The sequence below is a fragment of the Actinomadura sp. 7K534 genome, assembly GCF_004348575.1.
GTDB lineage: Bacteria > Actinomycetota > Actinomycetes > Streptosporangiales > Streptosporangiaceae > Spirillospora > Spirillospora livida.
The window spans coordinates 17,515-35,456 of sequence record NZ_SMKB01000029.1; the positions used below are offsets into that span (position 1 = coordinate 17,515).

17 protein-coding genes are annotated in these 17,942 nt (G+C 71.0%); 5 read left to right on the top strand and 12 right to left on the bottom strand.

The window, feature by feature from the left end:
* The 5 genes from E1266_RS09025 to E1266_RS09045 all read right to left on the bottom strand — a co-directional run bounded on the left by E1266_RS09025 (position 1) and on the right by E1266_RS09045 (position 5,005).
* Complete coding sequence (locus E1266_RS09025) at positions 1–606, bottom strand: response regulator transcription factor (RefSeq protein ID WP_132045714.1); 606 nt, start codon at positions 604–606, stop codon at positions 1–3.
* A complete protein-coding gene (locus E1266_RS09030; protein WP_132045715.1) occupies positions 603–1,745 on the bottom strand; it encodes a histidine kinase in 1,143 nt (380 codons plus the stop codon). The genes E1266_RS09025 and E1266_RS09030 overlap by 4 nt, the downstream gene beginning before the upstream one ends.
* Positions 1,746–1,786: 41 nt before the next feature.
* The gene (locus E1266_RS09035; protein ID WP_132045717.1) at positions 1,787–2,431 is read right to left on the bottom strand and encodes an ABC transporter ATP-binding protein; all 645 of its coding nucleotides are present in this window, start codon (positions 2,429–2,431) and stop codon (positions 1,787–1,789) included.
* 91 nt (positions 2,432–2,522) lie between these two features.
* Positions 2,523–3,806: an alpha-amylase family glycosyl hydrolase gene (locus E1266_RS09040; protein ID WP_132045719.1), complete on the bottom strand. Its 1,284-nt coding sequence runs from the start codon at positions 3,804–3,806 to the stop codon at positions 2,523–2,525.
* Positions 3,807–3,841: 35 nt separating this feature from the next.
* A complete protein-coding gene (locus E1266_RS09045; RefSeq protein WP_132045721.1) occupies positions 3,842–5,005 on the bottom strand; it encodes a lactate 2-monooxygenase in 1,164 nt (387 codons plus the stop codon).
* Between the two features lie 147 nt (positions 5,006–5,152).
* Here E1266_RS09045 and E1266_RS09050 point away from each other — a divergent pair, with 147 nt between their 5' ends.
* From E1266_RS09050 to E1266_RS09065, 4 genes are all read left to right on the top strand, one after another.
* Positions 5,153–7,636: a DNA topoisomerase IV subunit A gene (locus E1266_RS09050; RefSeq protein WP_132045723.1), complete on the top strand. Its 2,484-nt coding sequence runs from the start codon at positions 5,153–5,155 to the stop codon at positions 7,634–7,636.
* A gap of 169 nt (positions 7,637–7,805) precedes the next feature.
* On the top strand, positions 7,806–8,507 hold the full coding sequence (locus tag E1266_RS09055; protein WP_132045725.1) for a hypothetical protein: 702 nt from the start codon (positions 7,806–7,808) through the stop codon (positions 8,505–8,507).
* 81 nt (positions 8,508–8,588) lie between these two features.
* Positions 8,589–9,167 (top strand): G5 domain-containing protein, encoded by a 579-nt coding sequence (locus E1266_RS09060; RefSeq protein WP_132045727.1) that lies wholly within the window; start codon positions 8,589–8,591, stop codon positions 9,165–9,167.
* A gap of 63 nt (positions 9,168–9,230) precedes the next feature.
* Positions 9,231–9,785 carry a MarR family transcriptional regulator gene (locus E1266_RS09065; RefSeq protein ID WP_132045729.1) on the top strand — a complete coding sequence of 185 codons (555 nt, stop codon included), beginning with the start codon at positions 9,231–9,233 and terminating at the stop codon, positions 9,783–9,785.
* Between the two features lie 45 nt (positions 9,786–9,830).
* On the opposite strand, the gene E1266_RS09070 is transcribed toward E1266_RS09065, so the two are convergent.
* From E1266_RS09070 to E1266_RS09085, 4 genes are all read right to left on the bottom strand, one after another.
* Positions 9,831–10,667, bottom strand: coding sequence for a DMT family transporter (locus E1266_RS09070; protein WP_132045731.1), 837 nt, complete (start codon positions 10,665–10,667; stop codon positions 9,831–9,833).
* Between the two features lie 127 nt (positions 10,668–10,794).
* Positions 10,795–11,658 carry an SDR family NAD(P)-dependent oxidoreductase gene (locus E1266_RS09075; protein WP_132045733.1) on the bottom strand — a complete coding sequence of 288 codons (864 nt, stop codon included), beginning with the start codon at positions 11,656–11,658 and terminating at the stop codon, positions 10,795–10,797.
* Positions 11,649–12,629 carry an alpha/beta hydrolase gene (locus E1266_RS09080; RefSeq protein WP_132045735.1) on the bottom strand — a complete coding sequence of 327 codons (981 nt, stop codon included), beginning with the start codon at positions 12,627–12,629 and terminating at the stop codon, positions 11,649–11,651. Before E1266_RS09080 ends, E1266_RS09075 begins: the two co-directional genes overlap by 10 nt.
* A gap of 192 nt (positions 12,630–12,821) precedes the next feature.
* Entirely contained in the window at positions 12,822–13,184 is a 363-nt protein-coding gene (locus E1266_RS09085) for a nuclear transport factor 2 family protein (protein WP_132045737.1), read from the bottom strand.
* A 53-nt stretch (positions 13,185–13,237) separates the two neighbouring features.
* On the opposite strand from E1266_RS09085, the gene E1266_RS09090 reads away from it, so the two are divergent.
* A complete protein-coding gene (locus tag E1266_RS09090) occupies positions 13,238–13,804 on the top strand; it encodes a thioredoxin family protein (RefSeq protein ID WP_132045739.1) in 567 nt (188 codons plus the stop codon).
* 72 nt (positions 13,805–13,876) lie between these two features.
* Here E1266_RS09090 and E1266_RS09095 read toward each other — a convergent pair whose 3' ends face one another.
* The 3 genes from E1266_RS09095 to E1266_RS09105 all read right to left on the bottom strand — a co-directional run bounded on the left by E1266_RS09095 (position 13,877) and on the right by E1266_RS09105 (position 17,936).
* The gene (locus E1266_RS09095; RefSeq protein WP_132045741.1) at positions 13,877–14,536 is read right to left on the bottom strand and encodes a response regulator transcription factor; all 660 of its coding nucleotides are present in this window, start codon (positions 14,534–14,536) and stop codon (positions 13,877–13,879) included.
* A gap of 16 nt (positions 14,537–14,552) precedes the next feature.
* Entirely contained in the window at positions 14,553–15,746 is a 1,194-nt protein-coding gene (locus E1266_RS09100) for a sensor histidine kinase (protein WP_132045743.1), read from the bottom strand.
* 99 nt (positions 15,747–15,845) lie between these two features.
* Positions 15,846–17,936: a DNA topoisomerase IV subunit B gene (locus tag E1266_RS09105; protein ID WP_132045745.1), complete on the bottom strand. Its 2,091-nt coding sequence runs from the start codon at positions 17,934–17,936 to the stop codon at positions 15,846–15,848.
* Positions 17,937–17,942 lie beyond the last annotated feature (6 nt).

Below are 17,942 nucleotides of genomic sequence, written 5' to 3' on the forward strand. Positions count from 1 at the left end.
CTACAGCCAGCCGCGTTCGCGGGCGGTGCGGGCGGCGGCGTGCCGGTTGTCGGCGCCCAGTTTGGTGACGGCGGCGGACAGGTAGTTGCGGACGGTCCCCTCGGACAGGCCCAGGCCGCGGGCGATGCGGGAGACCGGCGCGCCGTCGGCGGCGGCGCGGAGCGTGTCGAGCTCGCGCGGGGTGAGCGGGCACTCCTCGGCGGCGAGGGCGTCGGCGGCGAGCTGCGGGTCGATGTACCGGGTGCCCGCGGCGACCTGCCGGATGACCTCGGCGAGCCGCGCACCGGGCGCGTCCTTGCCGAGGAAGCCGCGGACGCCGGCGGCCATCGCGCGGCGCAGGTTGCCGGGGCGGCCGTGCGCGGTCACGATCACCAGGCGGCAGCCGGGCAGGTCGCGGGAGAGGCGCTCGGCGGCGGCGAGGCCGTCGAGGCCGGGCATGTCGATGTCGAGGACGGCCACGTCCGGCTTGAGGGCGAGCGCCCGGTCGACGGCCTCGTCGCCGCGGCCGACGTCGGCGACGACCTCGATGCCGTCCTCGGTCTCCAGCAGCAGGACGAGCGCCTCCCTGATCAGCAGGTGGTCGTCGGCCAGCAGCACGCGGATCATGCCTCCCCCTCCGCCGGGACGGGCACCATCGGGACGGTGGCCGTCACCCGGAACGTCCCGTCGCCTCCCGGGCCGGCGCTGAACGCGCCGCCCGCGGCGGTGATCCGCTCGGCGAGCCCGGCGATGCCGCTGCCCGCGTCCCCGGAGATGCGGCGGGCGGCGCCGTCGTTGACGATCTCCACGCGGACACCGCCCGCGTCCGCCGCGACGGTGATCTCGCACCAGGTGGCGCTGGAGTGCCGCAGCACGTTCGTGGCGGCCTCCCGGGCGACCCGGCCGAGCGGCTCGTGGACGTGGGCGGGCAGCGACGGCGGCACCGCGGGGCGCTCGCAGCGCATCCCGGCGGCGCGCAGCACGGCCGACATGCCGTCCAGCTCGGTGCCGAGGTTCGTGGCCCGGTAGCCGCGGACGACCTCGCGCACGTCCCGGACGGCGTCCCGCGCCATCGCCTGGATCTCGGTCAGCTCCTTGCGGACGCGCCCGTCGTCGCGTTCCAGGAACCGCTCGGCGACCTCGGCGCGCAGCGCGACCGCCTGGAGGCTGTGGCCGAGGACGTCGTGCAGGTCGCGGGCGAACCGGAGCCGCTCCTCGCCCACCGCCGACCGGGCCAGCTCGGCGCGGGCCTCCCGGAGCTCCTGGACGACGTGGAACAGCCACACCGTGACGTATCCGGAGAAGGCGGCCAGCGGGATGCCCGTCACCTCGTAGAGGACGGTCAGCGGGGGCAGCCCGAGGAGCACCGCGTAGACGGGGGTCAGGGCCGTGGCCGCGGCCGTCGCCGCGATCGCCTCGCGCACCGGCAGGACGACGGCGATCAGCCCGGCCGGGACGAGCAGCGCGTTGCCCCAGCCCTGGCCGGTGCCGAGCAGCGGCGGCATCGCCCAGCAGATCAGCGCGATCGCGGCGAGCCCGAACCGGTGCCCCGGCGCGGTCCGCCGCATCAGGTTCAGCCACAGGAGCCGCGCGTAGAGGGCCAGCACGGCGCCGACGCCGGTCAGCGCCAGGAGCAGGTGCCCCGCGTCCCGCCGGTCGAAGACCTCGTACCAGAGCGCGGGCAGCAGGAGCCCGGACAGCGTCAGCGCCGTCATCCCCACGAGGATCGCGGCGATGACGGTGGGGCGCGGGATGCTGGGCTGCACGCGCCCAGCGTATTCGGCTGTCAAGGGACGGTTCGCGGCCGTCAGGCGGCGCGGAGCCGGGTGGCGTCGCGGCCGCTGACCAGGCGTCCCTCGTCCAGGACGCCGACCCGGTCGGCCCTGCACGCCTCCCGCGGGTCGCGGGTCGTGAGCACGACGCTGACCCCGTGCGCGGCCAGCATGAGCAGGACGGACCACACCTCGCGGGCGGCCGTCTCGTCGAGCCCGGCGGTGGGCTCGTCGAGGAACAGCACGTCGGACCGGCCGACGAGGGCCAGCGCCAGGTCGAGCATGCGCCGCCGGCCCGCGCCGAGCCGCTCGAACGGGGTGCCGGCGACGTCGGTGAGGCGGGCCAGCCGCAGCGCCTCGTCGCGGGTGAGGGGGTCGAGCGTCCAGCGCCGCCACGCGTCGACGATCTCGGCGACGGTCAGGCCGGGGAACAGGCCGCCGTCGCGCCAGACGGCCGCAGCGCGCGCGGTCTCCCGGTCGGTGTAGGGGTCGGCGCCGCGCAGCCGGACCGATCCGCCGGTCGGGCGGCGGAGCCCGGCGAGGATCTCCAGCAGGGTCGTCTTGCCCGAGCCGTACCGGCCCAGCAGCGCGTAGACCTCCCCTTCGGCCACGGTGAACGAGACGTTCCGGACGGCCTCGTTCAGGTCCAGGTCGCGTACCTCGATCACGGGTGCCTTCATGACATCCATGCTGGCCGCGCGGGGCGCCGGCGTGCAGTCACAGCCATCAGGACTCGGCCGTGAGGATCGCAGGGGCGGCCCATGACGGATGTCACGGTTCGGCGACGGCCCAGCCGGCCGGAGGGACGGTGACGCCCGCTTCGGAGAAGTCGGCTCGGCCGGCCACGCACGTCCAGTCGGCGTCCGGCAGATCCACCTTGGCGGGCTCGTCGTCGAGGTTCAGGACGACCGCGAGCCGCTGGTCGCCGTGCCCCACCGTGTAGGAGAGCGCCGTGTTGGTCAAGGTGTCCACTGTGGTGCGGGCGTGGACGAGCCACGGATGGCGTCGCCTGAGTCCGATCAGCTCTTGGTGGAGGCTGTGGTGGGTCTGCCCATACCCAGGGGTCTCGTCGGGATGTGCCGGGAAGGTCGGGCGGATGGCGTCGTCCCCACCCTCCCGCTCTTCCTTGACGCCCTCGAATGCGAACTCGTCCCCGGCGTAGATGGACGGGACGCCGCCGATCGTCAGCAGAATGACGAGCGCGTGTGCAAGTTGGCGTTCGTCGTCCAGGCGACTGGCTATGCGGGTCACGTCGTGGTTGCCGAGGAACGTCTGCGGGACGAACGTGCCGAGCATTTCGTCGTGGCGGCCCAGCGCGTGGGCCAGTTCGAAGAAGTTGCGGTCGTTCAGTGAGCTCCAGATGGCCTTCCAAAGCTCGTACTGAGTGACGGAGTCGAATCCGGTCTGTTCGACCAGGCTCGCATAGTCGCCGTGGATGACCTCGCCCACGAACCATGCCTCGGGGAAGCGCGCGCGGACTCGGTCGATGACCGTCCGCCAGAACTCCGGCGGCACGGCGTAAGCCGCGTCGAGGCGCCAGCCGTCTATGCCGCGCTCCAGCCAGTGGGTCATGACGTCGGTGACATATGCCGCGACCTCGGGTTCGGTGTGGTTCAGCGTGACAAGACGGTCGTGCCCCTCAAAGGTGCGGAGGTCTGCGTGGAACCAGTTCCGGTGTGGGGACTCGTCCCCCTTGGCGGCCACGTCGGCGAAGGGCGGGAAGCTCCGCCCGACATGGTTGAAGACACCGTCGAGCAGGACGCGAACGCCCTTCTGCGACGCCTCGTCGATGAGACGTTGCAGGTCGTCCTCCCCGCCGAGCCGGGGATCGACGCGGTAGTGGTCGACGGTGTCGTAGCCATGGGTCTCGGACGCGAACACCGGCCCGAGCGCCAGCCCGTTGCAGCCGAGCTCCACCAGATGGTCGAGCCAGCCGTGCAGCCGCCCGAGCCGAGGTTCCGGCTGGGCCTCGTCCGGTACGTCTTCGCCCGGTACGGCTCCGACGAAGCCGAGGGGATAGGCATGCCACCAGATGACGTGATCGGGCCAGCGCATGCGCACTCCCCTACCCCGAAAGCGGGCGGCTACAGTCACGCGCGCACGAGAGTCTCCAGGGACAACTCACTCGGTCGGGTGATTCCGGCGAGGACCATGGTCAGTTCCAGTTCGGCCTGGAGGCAGCGCAGAACGTGCTGGACGCCCGCCTGACCGCCCAGCGCCAGCCCATACGCGTACGGACGCGCGACCATCACGGCCTTGGCGCCGAGTGCCAGCGCCTTGGCGACGTCCGCGCCCGTGCGGATCCCGCTGTCGAAGAGCACGGTCGCCTGGTCGCGGACGGCGTCGACGATGGTGGCCAGCGCGTCCAGGGACGCGACCGCACCGTCCACCTGGCGTCCGCCATGGTTGGAGACGATGACGCCGTCCATCCCGGCGTCCACGGCCTGGCGGGCGTCATCGGGGTGCTGGATGCCCTTGAGCGCGATCGGGCCGTCCCAGTGGTCCCGCAGGAAGATGAGGTCGTCCCAGGTGAGGCTGGGGTTGCCGAAGTTCGCCACCCAGTGCAGGAGCGCCATGTCGCGGTTGGCGTCGGTGACGGGCCCGCCGATCGCCTTCTGGAACACGGGGTCGCTGAAGTAGTTGGCGACTCCGATGCCGCGCAGGAACGGCAGGTACGCCTGGTCCAGGTCACGCGGCCGCCAGGCCAGCGTGAACGTGTCCAGAGTGACGACGAGGGCCGTGTACCCCGCCGCCTTGGCCCGCTCCAGGAAACTGACGGCGAGCTCCCTGTCCTTCGGCCAGTACAGCTGGTACCAGCGAGGCCCTTCGCCGTTGGCCTCCGCGACGTCCTCGATGGAGTAGGAGGACGCCGTGCTCAGCACCATCGGCACCCCCTCGGCCGCCGCCGCCCGCGCGACGGCCAGCTCACCGTCCGGGTGCAGGATCGACTGGACGCCGATGGGCGCGAGCAGGACCGGGGACGGCATCGCGGTCCCGAGCACCTCCACCGACAGGTCGCGCTCGGCCACGTCCCTGAGCATCCGCGGCACGATCCGCCACCGGTCGAACGCCTCCCGGTTGGCCCGCGCGGTCGCGCCGGTGCCCGCCGAGCCCGCGACGTACCCGAACGCCTGCACCGACAGCGACCGCTCGGCGAGCCCCTCCAGCCTCGTCAGGTCGGTCGGCAGCGCGGGGCGCACGTCGCCGAGGCCCTGCAGATAGATCGAGTTCTGGAAGTCGGCCAGCGAGCTCACGGGAACCTCCGCCTTTCGCAACGAAACCGTCGGTCCTCAATCTGCCAGGTCCGCGGAGGTGACGGAACGACATCGATCGGCCGTACCGGGCGGCTCGCCGGGTGGGACGGGCACAACTTGTCCCAGGGACCGGCCACAATGTGGGGCATGGCACGACGCGGATCCCAATCCCCTCCCCCGCCGGACTTCGAAGAGAACATCGTGGACGTCGATGTCTCCGAGGAGATGCGCGGCAGTTTCCTTGAGTACGCCTACTCGGTGATCTACCAGCGGGCGCTTCCGGACGCCCGGGACGGCCTGAAGCCCGTCCAGCGCCGGATCCTGTACTCGATGAACGAGATGGGGCTCCGCCCCGACCGCGGGCACGTCAAGTGCGCCCGCGTCGTCGGCGAGGTCATGGGCAAGCTGCACCCGCACGGCGACAGCGCCATCTACGACGCGATGGTCCGCATGGCGCAGTCGTGGGCGATGCGGATGCCGCTGGTCGACGGGCACGGCAACTTCGGCTCGCTCGGCGGCGACGACCTGCCCGCCGCCATGCGGTACACCGAGGCCCGGCTGTCCCGCGAGGCGATGCTCATGGTCGCCTCCATCGACGAGGACACGGTCGACTTCCGGCCCAACTACGACGGCCAGGAGACCGAGCCGGAGGTGCTGCCGGCGGCGTTCCCGAACCTGCTGGTCAACGGGGCGTCCGGCATCGCGGTCGGGATGGCCACGAACATGGCGCCGCACAACCTCGGCGAGGTCATCGCCGCGGCCCGGCACCTGATCGACCACCCGGACGCCACGCTGGACGACCTGATGCGCTTCGTCCCCGGCCCCGACCTGCCCACCGGCGGCAAGATCGTCGGGCTGGAGGGCATCCGCGACGCCTACGAGCGCGGCCGGGGCACGTTCCGCACCCGCGCCACCACGACGATCGAGAACGTCACGCCGCGCCGCAAGGGCATCGTCGTCAGCGAGCTGCCCTACGCCGTCGGGCCGGAGCGCGTCAAAGCCAAGATCAAGGAACTGGTCAACGCCAAGAAGATCCAGGGCATCTCCGACCTGAAGGACCTCACCGACCGCAACGTCGGCCTCCGCCTGGTCATCGAGATCAAGAACGGCTTCAACCCCGAGGCCGTCCTGGCCGACCTCTACCGGCTCACCCCGATGGAGGAGACGTTCGGCATCAACAACGTCGCCCTCGTCGACGGCCAGCCCCGCACCCTCGGCCTCCGCGAGATGCTGCAGGTCTACGTCGACCACCGCATCAACGTCGTGCGCCGCCGCTCGATGCACCGCCGCAAGAAGCGCGAGGACCGCCTGCACCTCGTGGACGGCCTGCTGGTCGCCCTCCTCAACATCGACGAGGTCATCCAGGTCATCCGGCAGAGCGACGACTCCGCCCAGGCCAAGCAGCGCCTCATGCAGATCTTCGAGCTGTCGGAGATCCAGGCGCAGTACATCCTGGACACGCCGCTGCGCCGCCTCACCCGCTTCGACCGCCTGGAGCTGGAGAAGGAGAAGGAGCAGCTCGCCAAGGAGATCGCCCGGCTGACCGCGATCCTCGAATCGGAGAAGAAGCTCCGCGGCGTCGTCTCCAAGGAGCTCGGCGAGGTCGCCAAGGATTTCTCCACCCCGCGCCGCACGATCCTGCTCGAATCCTCCGGCCAGACCGCCGCGGACGCCGTCCCCCTGGAGGTGGCGGACGACCCCTGCACGGTGCTGCTGTCGTCCACCGGCCTCATGGCCCGCACCCACGACGCGTCCCCGCTGCCGGACAGCGGCCCCCGCGCGAACCACGACGTCCTGGTCTCCGTCGTCCCCGCCACGGCCCGGGGCCAGGTCGGCGCGGTGACGTCCCTGGGCCGGATGATCCGCATCGACGTCCTCGACCTCCCGACCCTCCCGGCGTCGGCTACGCCGCCGTCCCTCGCGGGCGGCGCGCCGGTGGCCGAGTACGTCGACCTGGAACCGGACGAAACGGTCGTCGGCATAGGCGCCGTCTCCGAGGTGGGCGGCGGCCTCGCACTGGGCACCGCCCATGGCGTGGTGAAACGGGTCGTCCCCGACTTCCCCGCCAACCGCGACGAGTTCGAAGTGATCACCCTCAAGGACGACGACCGCGTCGTGGGAGCGGTGCAGCTCCTCTCCGAGGACCAGCACCTCGTCTTCATCAGCACCGACGCGCAGCTCCTGCACTTCGCCGCCTCGCTCGTCCGCCCGCAGGGCCGCGCCGCCGGCGGCATGGCGGGGATCAAGCTGGGCGCGGGGGCCCGCGTCCTGTGGTTCGGCGCCCTCGACCCCGCCCGCGAGGCCCGCGTCATCACGATCTCCGGTGCGTCGTCCGCCCTGCCCGGCACCCAGACCGGCGCGATCAAGCTGGCCGACTTCGCCGACTTCCCGGCCAAGGGCCGCGCGACCGGCGGCGTCCGCTCGCACCGCTTCCTCAAGGGCGAGGACGTCCTCCTCCAGGCGTGGGCGGCCCCGACCCCGCTCCGCGCCACGGCCGCCAACGGCAAACCGGTCATGCTCAACGTGACGATGGGTCGCCGGGACGGCTCCGGCGAGAAGCTCGACAAGCCGATAGCCGCCATCAGCGGCCCCATCGGCGAACCCCCGGAAGAAGACACGACCGAAGAATGACCAAAGGTCCCGGCTCGCCCACGCGACCGGGACCTTCCCACTCTCCCCCGGCACTTTTCCTACAATCGCAGGATGGTGCCGCGGCCACGCTAGATGACCACGGCCAGGCCACAGCAATGGCCACTACCGAACGGCTGAGGTCATGAAGCAGATGCGTTCGCTCCGAGCCGTGGCCATGCTGATCACGGTCACGTCCGTAACCGCTGCCTGCGGCGACGGCGGCGGTGAAGTCGCCGCCGCACCGCAGAGCGAGACCGCGCGCCCTGGCGCCGCAGCGGCACTCGACACCCATCGCCGCGAGAACGTCGCATTCTTCGAGCGGTTCCGGATGCCGAACGCTCTGCTGGTCGAGCCGCCCGAGAGCCTGGCGGCCGGCGCGGACGCGGCCACCGCCGTGATCGTCGCGGAGGTCGCCGATGTGCGCCGGACCCGCGTCGTCGGACCGCCCGAGGCCAGGGTGCCGATGACGGGTGTCGTGCTACGGCCGGTCGAAGTCCTGCATGGGAAGCTCCGGCCAGAACTCAAGGACGTGGTCGTGGAATTCACCGGTGAAGCGACCGTGGATTCCCCGGAATCGATCGCCGCGCTGCGCGCCTCGCTGCCCCAAGGCCAGGCGGTGTGGTTCTTGCGCTGGCAGGGCGCACCGCCCCCCACCTCCAAACCCGGCGCGCGGCCCATCCCCCAGGAGTCAAAGAAGTTCTATGGCGTCGTCTCCCTGGATGGAGGCATGTTCGTGCAGGGAGCCGAGAACGTGGTGAGCCCGATCGCGGCGGACAGCGGCGAGACGGCCGGCGCCCCGACCATGCGCAAGGCCGGTGAACGGTTCGACAAGCTCAGCGAACTCGCCAAGAGGGTCCGCGGGCTGGATTGACCCGGCTCACCGCCACGTATTTTCCACGATTGACCCATCCGGGATGACAGCCAGATGATTTATCCCTACTTAGGGGGAATCATGGGACGTTTCATTCCGGTCATTGCGGCGATCAGTGCATTACTCGCAATCGGCGGCTGCACCGAACCGGCCGAGCAGCCTGCGACGGGTTCGAATGCCGCGGCGGGCGCGACCACCTCTCCGGCGAGCGAGCCCGCCACAACGACCGCGTCCCCCGCGCCCAGCCCGTCCGTCGAGCAACGCACCGTCACGAGGACGCGCAAGATCCCGTACAGGACGAGAAGGGTCAACGACCCCACCCTCGCCAAGGGCACCACCAGGGTGAGGCAACGCGGCGTCGCGGGCGTCAAGACCGTCACCTACAAGGTGACCTACACCGACGGCACCAAGACGGACACGAAAGTGGTGGGCGAGAGGGTAACGAGGAAACCCCTCACCCGGATCATCGCGGTCGGCACCAAGCGGGCCCGGTCCTGCGACCCGAACTACAGCGGAGCCTGCGTGCCCATCGCCAGCGACGTCGACTGCGCGGGCGGCAGCGGCAACGGCCCGGCGTACGTGCGGGGTCCCGTCCGCATCATCGGCTCGGACATCTACGACCTCGACCGCGACGGCGACGGCGTGGCCTGCGAGAGCTGACGCCGTCACGCGAAGTCGCTCCGGCGATGTGATTGCACCGCTCAGAACGGGAATGCATGAGTCATGCATGCCACAACGGAGAGAGTCGCGAACCTGCTCGGGGCGGCCGCGACCGCGGTCACCGACGATCTGCGCGATCGCTCGGTGGCCGCGTTCCGGCTCAACACCAGCAACGCCGCCGCCTTGATCATCCTGCGTACGGCGCCGGGCGTGAGCGTGACGGAGCTCGGGCGGCGCGTCGGCCTCACGCAGTCGGCGGCTGTGCGCATGGTCGATTCACTGGAGCGTTCGGGGCTGGTGGAACGACGGCGCCTCGTCGGCAACCTCATCGGCGTACACCCCACCGAGGAGGGACGCCGCTGCGCCGAGCATCTGCTGGACACGCGAGGCGCTGGTCTGCGGCGGGTGCTGGACGGCTTCGACGAGGCTCAACTCGAGACCCTCGGCGTCCTCCTGGAGAAGCTCCTGGAGGGCCTCTACCAGGGACCCGGCCACGCCGACCGCCTGTGCCGGCTGTGCGACCGGAACGCGTGCACGGCGGAGAACGCCACGTGCCCGGTCGGCGCCGCGGAACGGGCGCACCTCGCCTCCGCGGACGAGGGCCGGTCGCCGTCCTGAGTGAGGCACGGACCCGACCACCGCGTCCGAGCAGGTGCGCCGGCCCTAGGCCAGGGAGATGAGCCCGATGGCGGCGGCGGCACATGCCAGTCCGAATCCCTGGGCCCGGGTCAGGCGTTCGCGCAGGACGGTGACGCCGAGGAGCACGGGGATGGCCGGGTACAGCGCGGTCAGCACGACCACCAGGGACATCAGCTGTTCACGCGTGGCGAGGACGTACAACGCCATCGCGGTCGTCCCAAGGGCCCCCACTCCGAGGCAGCCGTAGACGAAGCCGGCGGGCATCCGGACACGTGCAGGACGCCGGACGATCAGCGGCAGGAGCGTCAGCACCGACGCGATGCGGCTGGCCGCCAGCGGCCACAATCCGGCGTCCGTGTCGGCCTGGGCGAGCGCGATGAACTGCAGGGCGAACCCCACGCCGGCGACGAGACCGTCCCGAGCGCCGGACACTGTGCCGCCCCTCTCGTCGCGCCCAGAGCGGGAGAGGAACCACAGCGCCGGTGGGGCGACGGCGATCCCGCACCAGGCGAGGACGGCCGGACGATCCCCCAGGAGCGCGACTCCGACCAGCACCGGTAAGGCGACGGCGGCCACGTCGCTCAGCGGGACGACGACGCTGAAGCGCCCCCTGGTCATGCCGCGGTAGAGAAAGCCCACGCCGATCCCGCTCCCGATGCCGGAGAGGGCGCCCCAGGCGAGCGCGCCGCCGCTGACCTGCGGTGCGATGAACAACGGGGCGACGACGAGTACCAGGACCGTGCCGCCGACCTGCCCGATGAGGGCCACGGCGGCGCTGTCGACGCGGCGGGCGACCAGCCCGTTGAGGAAGTGCGTCGTGCCGAATAACAGGGCCGAGAGCAGCGCGAGAACTTCACCCAAGGCGCTCCCCCTCGCACGCGGAATCCTCCCCGCGAGGGGGACTCGGGACGGGTGGGCCATGTCCATGCATGACTCATGCATGACCGGTTGGGCGACGATAAACCTCGTTCACCCGGTCCTGCGCTGGTTACTGGACGACGGCCTTGTTGAAGGTCGGCGGATCTCCCAGGGTCTCGCGGTGGGAGTGGGGGCGGGTGCCGTCGGTGTCACGGACGTTCAGTTCTTCGCCCAGTTCGGCGCCGATGAGAACCTGGCCGCTGCGTTTCATCAAGTCCGGGTCGCGGGCCAGGGCGTCGACCAGGCGGCCGCTGAACTCCGGGGACTCCGCGGCGGCGGCGAAGGACGCGTAGCGGTCGGGAGCGCCCTCGAAGAGAGCCTTGGTCCGCTCCGTCTTCAGCAACCCCATCCAGAGGGAAATGACGGCGACGTTGTAGGGCCGGAAGTCCACGGCCATGTCATGGGCCATTTTGTCGACCGCGGCCTTGCCTGCGCCGTAGGCGGGGCCGTGCATGTAGCAGCGGCCGCCGAATGACGAGGTGTTGACGATGAGGCCCGCGCCGTTCTTGATGAGCAGGGGTGCCGCGTAGTAGCTGGCGACGTAGGCGGAGCGCATTCCCACGTCGAACATGTCCTGGAGTGCGAGCGACTTCTCCCAGAAGGGGCCCTTGCGGGCAAGGTCCGGGTGAATGGCGAACGCATTGTTCACGAGGACGTCCAGCCCGCCGTGCTCCCGCTCAACCTGCTCGAACAGGGCCTCAACCTGGTCGTCCTGGGAGTGGTCGCAGATCACCGGAATTCCGGTGCCGCCCCGCCGGTCGATCTCCGCCGCCGTTTCGTAGACCGTGCCTGGCAGCTCCGTCTCGCCTGCGGCCCCGGTCCGTCCCGTCACGTAGACGGTCGTCCCGGCCTCGCCCAGTGCCAGCGCGATTCCCTTGCCGGCGCCTCGGCTGGCCCCGGTGACCACCGCCACGCGGTCTTCGGTCAGGCCCATCCCGACTCCCTGCCGGTGGTCAGGAATTCCAGCATGGCCGCCGTCGTCTCGGCGGGTTTCTCCATCTGCATCATGTGTCCGGCGTTCTTTATCATCCGTACGTCGCGAACGTCCTCGTGGTGCCGCGCCAACTTGGTGAGGGGATCGCGGCCGTGCCAGCCTTCCAGGTCGGCGTCCTGCTCGCTCCCGATGAAATAGAAGGGCACGGGGTTCTTCCTTCCGGCGTACGACTTGCGGTACTCCCAGGAGAGGTCCATCGCCCGGTACCAGTTCAAGGCGCCTGTGAAGCCGCTGCGACTGTAGGCCGCCACGTAGAACTCCAGTTCCGCCTCGGTCAGCCACGGCCACGGAAGGGGCGGCGTCTCCGGCAGGGCGTCGATATAGGAGGTGCCCGGAGGCTTTCGCCAGACGTCGAGATAGTGGTAGTCGCTGGAAAGCGCGTAGAACAGCTTGCGCAGGAACTCGCCCGGCGCCGCGTCGAGATCACGGTCGGCCACGCCCGGGGCGATGAAGTAGTGGATGTGGTTGAAGTGCCTACCGGCCTGCCGGGCGGCCAGCGCCAGCGGGGGTTCCTCGCTCGGCGTGATGAACGGGTTCTCCAGCCCGATGATCGCGGCGATCCGCTCGGGATGGTGGTAGGCGAGGTCATAGGCGGCGAACAGCCCGAAATCGAGGCCGCTGAAGACCGCCTTCTCCTCGCCGAGATGGTCGAGGAGGCCGACCAGGTCTCCGACGATCCGGTCGACGCCGTACTCCCGGGGTTCTGCCGGGCCGCTCGTGTCGCCCATGCCCCGCATGTCGGGCGCCACGACCCGGAAACCCGCCTCGGCGATCGGGCCGATCTGGTGGCGCCAGCTGAACCACAGGTGCGGGAAGCCGTGCAGGAGGACGACGAGCGGTCCCTGCCCCGCCTCCACGTAGTGGACGTCGAGACCGTTGATCTTCGCGTACCGATGACTCCGGTTGACCACGCCGCGGCCCCTTCCACGCTGGGCTGGGTCGAGCATGACTCTGCCGGACGCCCGCGACGCGGGCACCGGAACGTCCCGGTGAGCGGGAGGGTGCTTCGCCGCGGACCGACGCACCGCTCCCGCCCGGCGGCCTCGCCGCACCTGCCAGGTCACGCGCTCGCCTACGTCGCCGAGGTCGGCGGCGACAAGCCCTCAGGTCTCGATGTCGTCCGGCCCCCAGTGGGCGTCCATGCGGACGATCTTGCCGTCGGCGTTGAAGGTCATGACGTCGATGGCGCGGATCCGCATGCCCGGGATGTCGACGGTGAAGGCCATCGCCGCCCGGTCGCCGTGGGAGCCGCGGATCGGGGCGTCGAGGGTGAGCTTGGCTCCGCCGGCGATGGCGTTGGTGTAGAACTCCTCGATCCCGGCGCGGCCGCTGATCGGCGGGTTGCCGACCGGGTCCTCGATGACGGCGTCGTCGGCGTAGAGGCCGGAAATGGCCGCCGTGTCACCCGCGTTGAAGGCGTCGATGTAGGTCTGGAGGGCCTGCTTCATGTGCTCCTGAGACGGCATGGGGCGAAGCCTAGCAAGCGGTCGCTTGGTCCTCGGTGCAGGATGATGGGCGCATGGCTATCGCATCGTTCATGGTCCCGCTCGGTTCAGCGGTCCCCGCGTTCCGGCTCCCGTCCGTCGAGGGCGGCACCGTGTCGGAGGCGGACTTCGCGGACGCGTCCGCCCTGCTGGTGGTCTTCCTGTCCAACCACTGCCCGTACGTGCGGCGCATCGAGGACGCGATCGGCGCCGTCACCGCGGAGTACGCGGCCAAGGGGCTCGCCACCGTCGCCGTGTGCAGCAACGACGTCTCGAACTATCCGGACGACGACGCCGACCACCTGCGTGAGCAGGCCAAGCGCGCCGGATTCCGTTTCCCGTACCTGGTGGACGAATCCCAGGAAACGGCGAAGGCGTTCAAGGCCGCCTGCACACCGGACTTCTTCCTGTACGACCGGGAACGCAAGCTCGCCTACCGAGGCGAGTTCGACGGGGCTCGCCCCAGGAACGACGTACCGTCCGACGGCGCCTCGCTACGGGCGGCCCTGGACCTGGTGCTCGCGGGCAAGGCCGTCCCCGAGCCGCACACGCCCAGCCTCGGCTGCGGGATCAAATGGAAGCCCGGCAACGAGCCGGTGTAATTACGCCGGCGGTAATCACACCGCTTGAACAACACCGGCCGAACAACACCGGCAGAGTTACGCCGCGGTCGTTCACCCCGCGAGGCCGTGCCTGTAGGCGTAGGTGACGGCTTGGGCCCGGTCGCGGAGGTTCGCCTTGGCGAACAGGTTGTTGATGTGCGTCTTGACCGTCGCCTCGGAAATGAACAGGTCACCGGCTATCTCGCCGTTCGAGCGCCCCTGGGCGATCAGGGTGAGCACCTCGGCCTCGCGCCGGGTGAGCCCGTCGGGCAGGGCGCTCCCGGCGGGACGGCCGGGACGCGGCTCGGTGGCGACCGCCTCGACCAGGCGGCGCTGCACGGCCGGGTCGAGCTGCGCCGCTCCCCCGCGGACCGCGTCGACGGCGCGGGCGATCTCGTCCGCGCCGGCGTCCTTGGTGAGGTAGCCGCGGGCCCCGGCGCGCAGCGCGGCGAAGATCGACTCGTCGTCGGCGTAGGTGGTGAGGACGACGACCTCGACGTCCGGGTGGGCCCGCTTGATCCGGCGTGTCGCCTCCACGCCGTCCATGCGCGGCATCCGCAGGTCCATCAGGACGACGTCGGGGTTGAGTTCCGCGACCATCGCCACGGCCCGCTCGCCGTCCCCGCACGACCCGGCCACGTCGAGGCCGGGCAGCAGTTCGAGCAGCAGGACCAGGCCCTCGCGCACCACGGTCTGGTCGTCGACGACCAGGATTCTCGTCTTCTCGCTCACCGCGCCCCGTCTCCCGTCACACCGGCACCCGGAGGGACACGCGGAACCCCCTGCCGTCCGGCCCGGTCATCAGGGTGCCATCGATCAGCTCGGCACGTTCGCGCATGCCCACCAGGCCGTACCCCCCGCCGTCCGCCGCAACGACGGGCTCCGTGCCGCCGCTGTCGGTCACCTCGAGCTCGACCTTGTCGCCGAGGTAGCGCAGCGTCACGTGTGCGCGCGCGCCGGGCGCGTGTTTGCGGACGTTGGTGAGCGCCTCCTGCGCGGTGCGCACGACGGTCAGGCCCGCCTGAGGCGGCAGTTCGCGCGGCTCGCCCGTCACCCGCACATCGCAGGGACGGCCGGTGCTCTGGTAGAACTCCTCGGCCAGTTCGGCGAGGACCTCCTGCGGTTCCGGCATCTCGCCGCGCAGCGTCGCCAGGGCCCGCCTCGTCTCCTCCAGGCCCGAGCGGGCGAGGTTCCGCGCGCGCTCCACCCGGTCCAGGGCCTGCACGCGGTCACCGTCCCGGGAGAGCAGCAGCCTGGCGCCCTCCAGATGGACGATCTGCGCCGACAGCGAATGGGCGAGGATGTCGTGGATCTCGCGTGCGATGTGCGACCGCTCGGCGAGGACGGCGTTGGCGGCCTCCGCGCGGCGCGTCGCCTCCTGCGCGACCGCGTTCTGCCGGCTGGCGACGCCGCCCGCCGTGATCCCGGCGAAGGCGGCCAGCAGCCCCAGGTCGGCGCCGTCGCGGAAGACCTCGCCCAGCCCGCCGATCGTCCCGATGGTGAGTGCGCTGACCGCCACGCCCCAGCGCAGCGGGAGCCGGATCAGCAGCGCCCACAGGGCCGCCATGCAGAAGAGCAGGCCGCGGTCCGCCGCCGGGGTGGCCGCGTACAGCGTCACCGCCGCCGCCATCGACACCAGCAGCAGGACGATCCCCAGCCGCCACCGGCTGGAGCCGCGGTGCCGTCCGACCCACAGGCCGCTGCCCAGCGTCCCGAACAGGACCGCGCTGAGCAGGACGAGGGCCGGCCCGGGGCCGCGCAACGCCTGCATCGGATCGGCGTCCGCCATGTCCCGGACGTAGACCACCAGGCCCCACGTCACCAGGAGACCCACGACGACGGCGCGGATGACCCCGTCCACGGGACGCGCCTTGCAGATCACGACGCGCCGCCGGGCGCCGGTCCCAGGGACTGCGGTCGGAGCGCTGTCGGGCGTGTCCATGGTCACCGAAGCTACGCCCGCGGCGGCCACCGGTACATCGGTGCCGGGCTGGACTTCCGCTCTCCACCGCAGGGTGGACGCCCGTCCACCCTGCCGGGGTCACACGTCGATGCGTTCGGCGTCGAGCTCGGAGGCGCCGGCGGTGATGAACGCGCGGCGCGGTGCCACGTCGCTGCCCATCAGCAGGTCGAAGATCTTGGCGGCTTCCTCGGCGTCCTCGATGCGGATGCGGCGCAGGATGCGGTGCCGCGGGTCCATGGTGGTCTCGGCGAGCTGGTCGGCGTCCATCTCACCGAGGCCCTTGTACCGCTGGACGGGCTCCTTCCAGCGCTGGCCCTTGCGCTCGAACTCGACCAGCTTGCGGGTGAGCTCGCCGTCGCTGTAGCAGTAGACGTACTTGTCCTGGCCCTTCTTGGGCTTGGTCAGCTCGATGCGGTGCAGCGGCGGGACGGCCGCGTACACGCGCCCTTCCTCCAGCATGGGCCGCATGTAGCGGTAGAGCAGGGTCAGCAGCAGGCAGCGGATGTGGGAGCCGTCGACGTCGGCGTCCGCCATCAGGATGATCCGCCCGTAGCGGGCCACGGTGCTGTCGAAGGTGCGTCCCGAGCCGGCCCCGATGACCTGGATGATCGCGGCGCACTCGGCGTTCTTGAGCATGTCGGCGACGGACGCCTTCTGCACGTTGAGGATCTTGCCGCGGATCGGCAGCAGCGCCTGGAACTCGGAGTCGCGGGCCAGCTTGGCGGTGCCGAGCGCCGAGTCGCCCTCGACGATGAACAGCTCGCTGCGGTCGTCGGCGGTGCGGCAGTCGACGAGCTTGGCCGGGAGCGCGGAGTTCTCCAGCGCGTTCTTGCGGCGCTGGTTGTCGCGCTGGGTGCGGGCGGCGATCCGGGTCTTCGCGGCGCCGACGACCTTCTCCAGCACCGCCCGCAGCGGCTGCTTCTGGCCGCGCGGCGGGTTCTCGAAGATCTGGCGCAGCTCGCGCGTGACGACCTGGGAGACGATGCGGGTGGCCGCGGAGGTGCCGAGGACCTCCTTCGTCTGGCCCTCGAACTGAGGCTCGGGCAGCCGGACCGTCACCACGGCGGTGAGGCCCTCCAGGACGTCCTCCTTGATGACGTCCTCGTCGCCGTTCTTCAGCAGCCTGGTGGCGCGGAGCTGCTCGTTGAGCACCTTCAGCACGGCGCGGTCGAAGCCGCGCACGTGCGTGCCGCCCTTGGGGGTGGCGATCACGTTGACGAACGACTTGGTGACGGTGTCGTAGCCGCTGCCCCAGCGCAGCGCGATGTCGACCTCGAGGTCGCGTTCCACGTCGGTGGGGGTCAGGTGGCCCTGGTCGTCCAGGACGGGGACGGTCTCGGTGAAGTGCCCGCGGCCCTGGAGGCGCAGGACGTCGATGATGGGGGCGTCCTTGGCGAGGTAGGTGCAGAACTCCCCGATGCCGCCGTCGAACCGGAACGTCTCGTCGAGGATCTCCTCGCCGCGCTCGTCGCGGACGTCGATGGTGAGGCCGGGGATGAGGAACGCGGTCTGGCGCATCCGGTCCAGGACGAGGCCCTGGTCGACCGTGGCCTCCTTCAGGAAGATCTGGAGGTCGGGCCAGAAGCGGACCCGGGTGCCGGTGACCTTCTTGGCGACCTTGCGGATCTGCCGGACGCCGGACTTCTTCTTGAACCGCGCGTTCGGGCGGCCGTCGTCGGCGAACTCGCCGGGCAGGCCGCGGCGGAAGCTGATCGCGTGGGTGTGGCCGTCGCGGTCGACCTCCACGTCCAGGCGGGCGGACAGCGCGTTGACCACGGAGGCGCCGACACCGTGCAGGCCGCCGGACGCCGTGTAGGAGACCCCGCCGAACTTGCCGCCCGCGTGCAGCCGGGTCATCACCAGCTCGACACCGGCGAGCCCGGTCTTGGGCTCCAGGTCGACCGGGATGCCGCGGCCGTTGTCGGCCACCTCGAAGGACCCGTCGGCGTGCATCGTCACGCTGATGTGGGTGCAGTATCCGGCGAGGGCCTCGTCGACGCAGTTGTCGACGATCTCCCACAGGCAGTGGGCGAGACCCCGGCTGTCGGTCGACCCGACGTACATCCCGGGTCGCTTGCGCACGGCCTCCAGGCCCTCCAGCACCGACAGGTGCCGGGCGGAGTAGCCGTGCGGGTCTTCGGTTGTCGCTTCGGCGGTCGCGGCGGTCAACGTGCG

Coding starts and splice junctions, on each gene's coding strand:
- E1266_RS09025 (WP_132045714.1), bottom strand. CDS start 606: ATGATCCGCGTGCTGCTGGCCGACGACCACCTGCTGATCAGGGAGGCG.
- E1266_RS09035 (WP_132045717.1), bottom strand. CDS start 2,431: ATGAAGGCACCCGTGATCGAGGTACGCGACCTGGACCTGAACGAGGCC.
- E1266_RS09040 (WP_132045719.1), bottom strand. CDS start 3,806: ATGCGCTGGCCCGATCACGTCATCTGGTGGCATGCCTATCCCCTCGGC.
- E1266_RS09050 (WP_132045723.1), top strand. CDS start 5,153: ATGGCACGACGCGGATCCCAATCCCCTCCCCCGCCGGACTTCGAAGAG.
- E1266_RS09060 (WP_132045727.1), top strand. CDS start 8,589: ATGGGACGTTTCATTCCGGTCATTGCGGCGATCAGTGCATTACTCGCA.
- E1266_RS09065 (WP_132045729.1), top strand. CDS start 9,231: ATGCATGCCACAACGGAGAGAGTCGCGAACCTGCTCGGGGCGGCCGCG.
- E1266_RS09075 (WP_132045733.1), bottom strand. CDS start 11,658: ATGGGCCTGACCGAAGACCGCGTGGCGGTGGTCACCGGGGCCAGCCGA.
- E1266_RS09085 (WP_132045737.1), bottom strand. CDS start 13,184: ATGCCGTCTCAGGAGCACATGAAGCAGGCCCTCCAGACCTACATCGAC.
- E1266_RS09090 (WP_132045739.1), top strand. CDS start 13,238: ATGGCTATCGCATCGTTCATGGTCCCGCTCGGTTCAGCGGTCCCCGCG.
- E1266_RS09100 (WP_132045743.1), bottom strand. CDS start 15,746: ATGGACACGCCCGACAGCGCTCCGACCGCAGTCCCTGGGACCGGCGCC.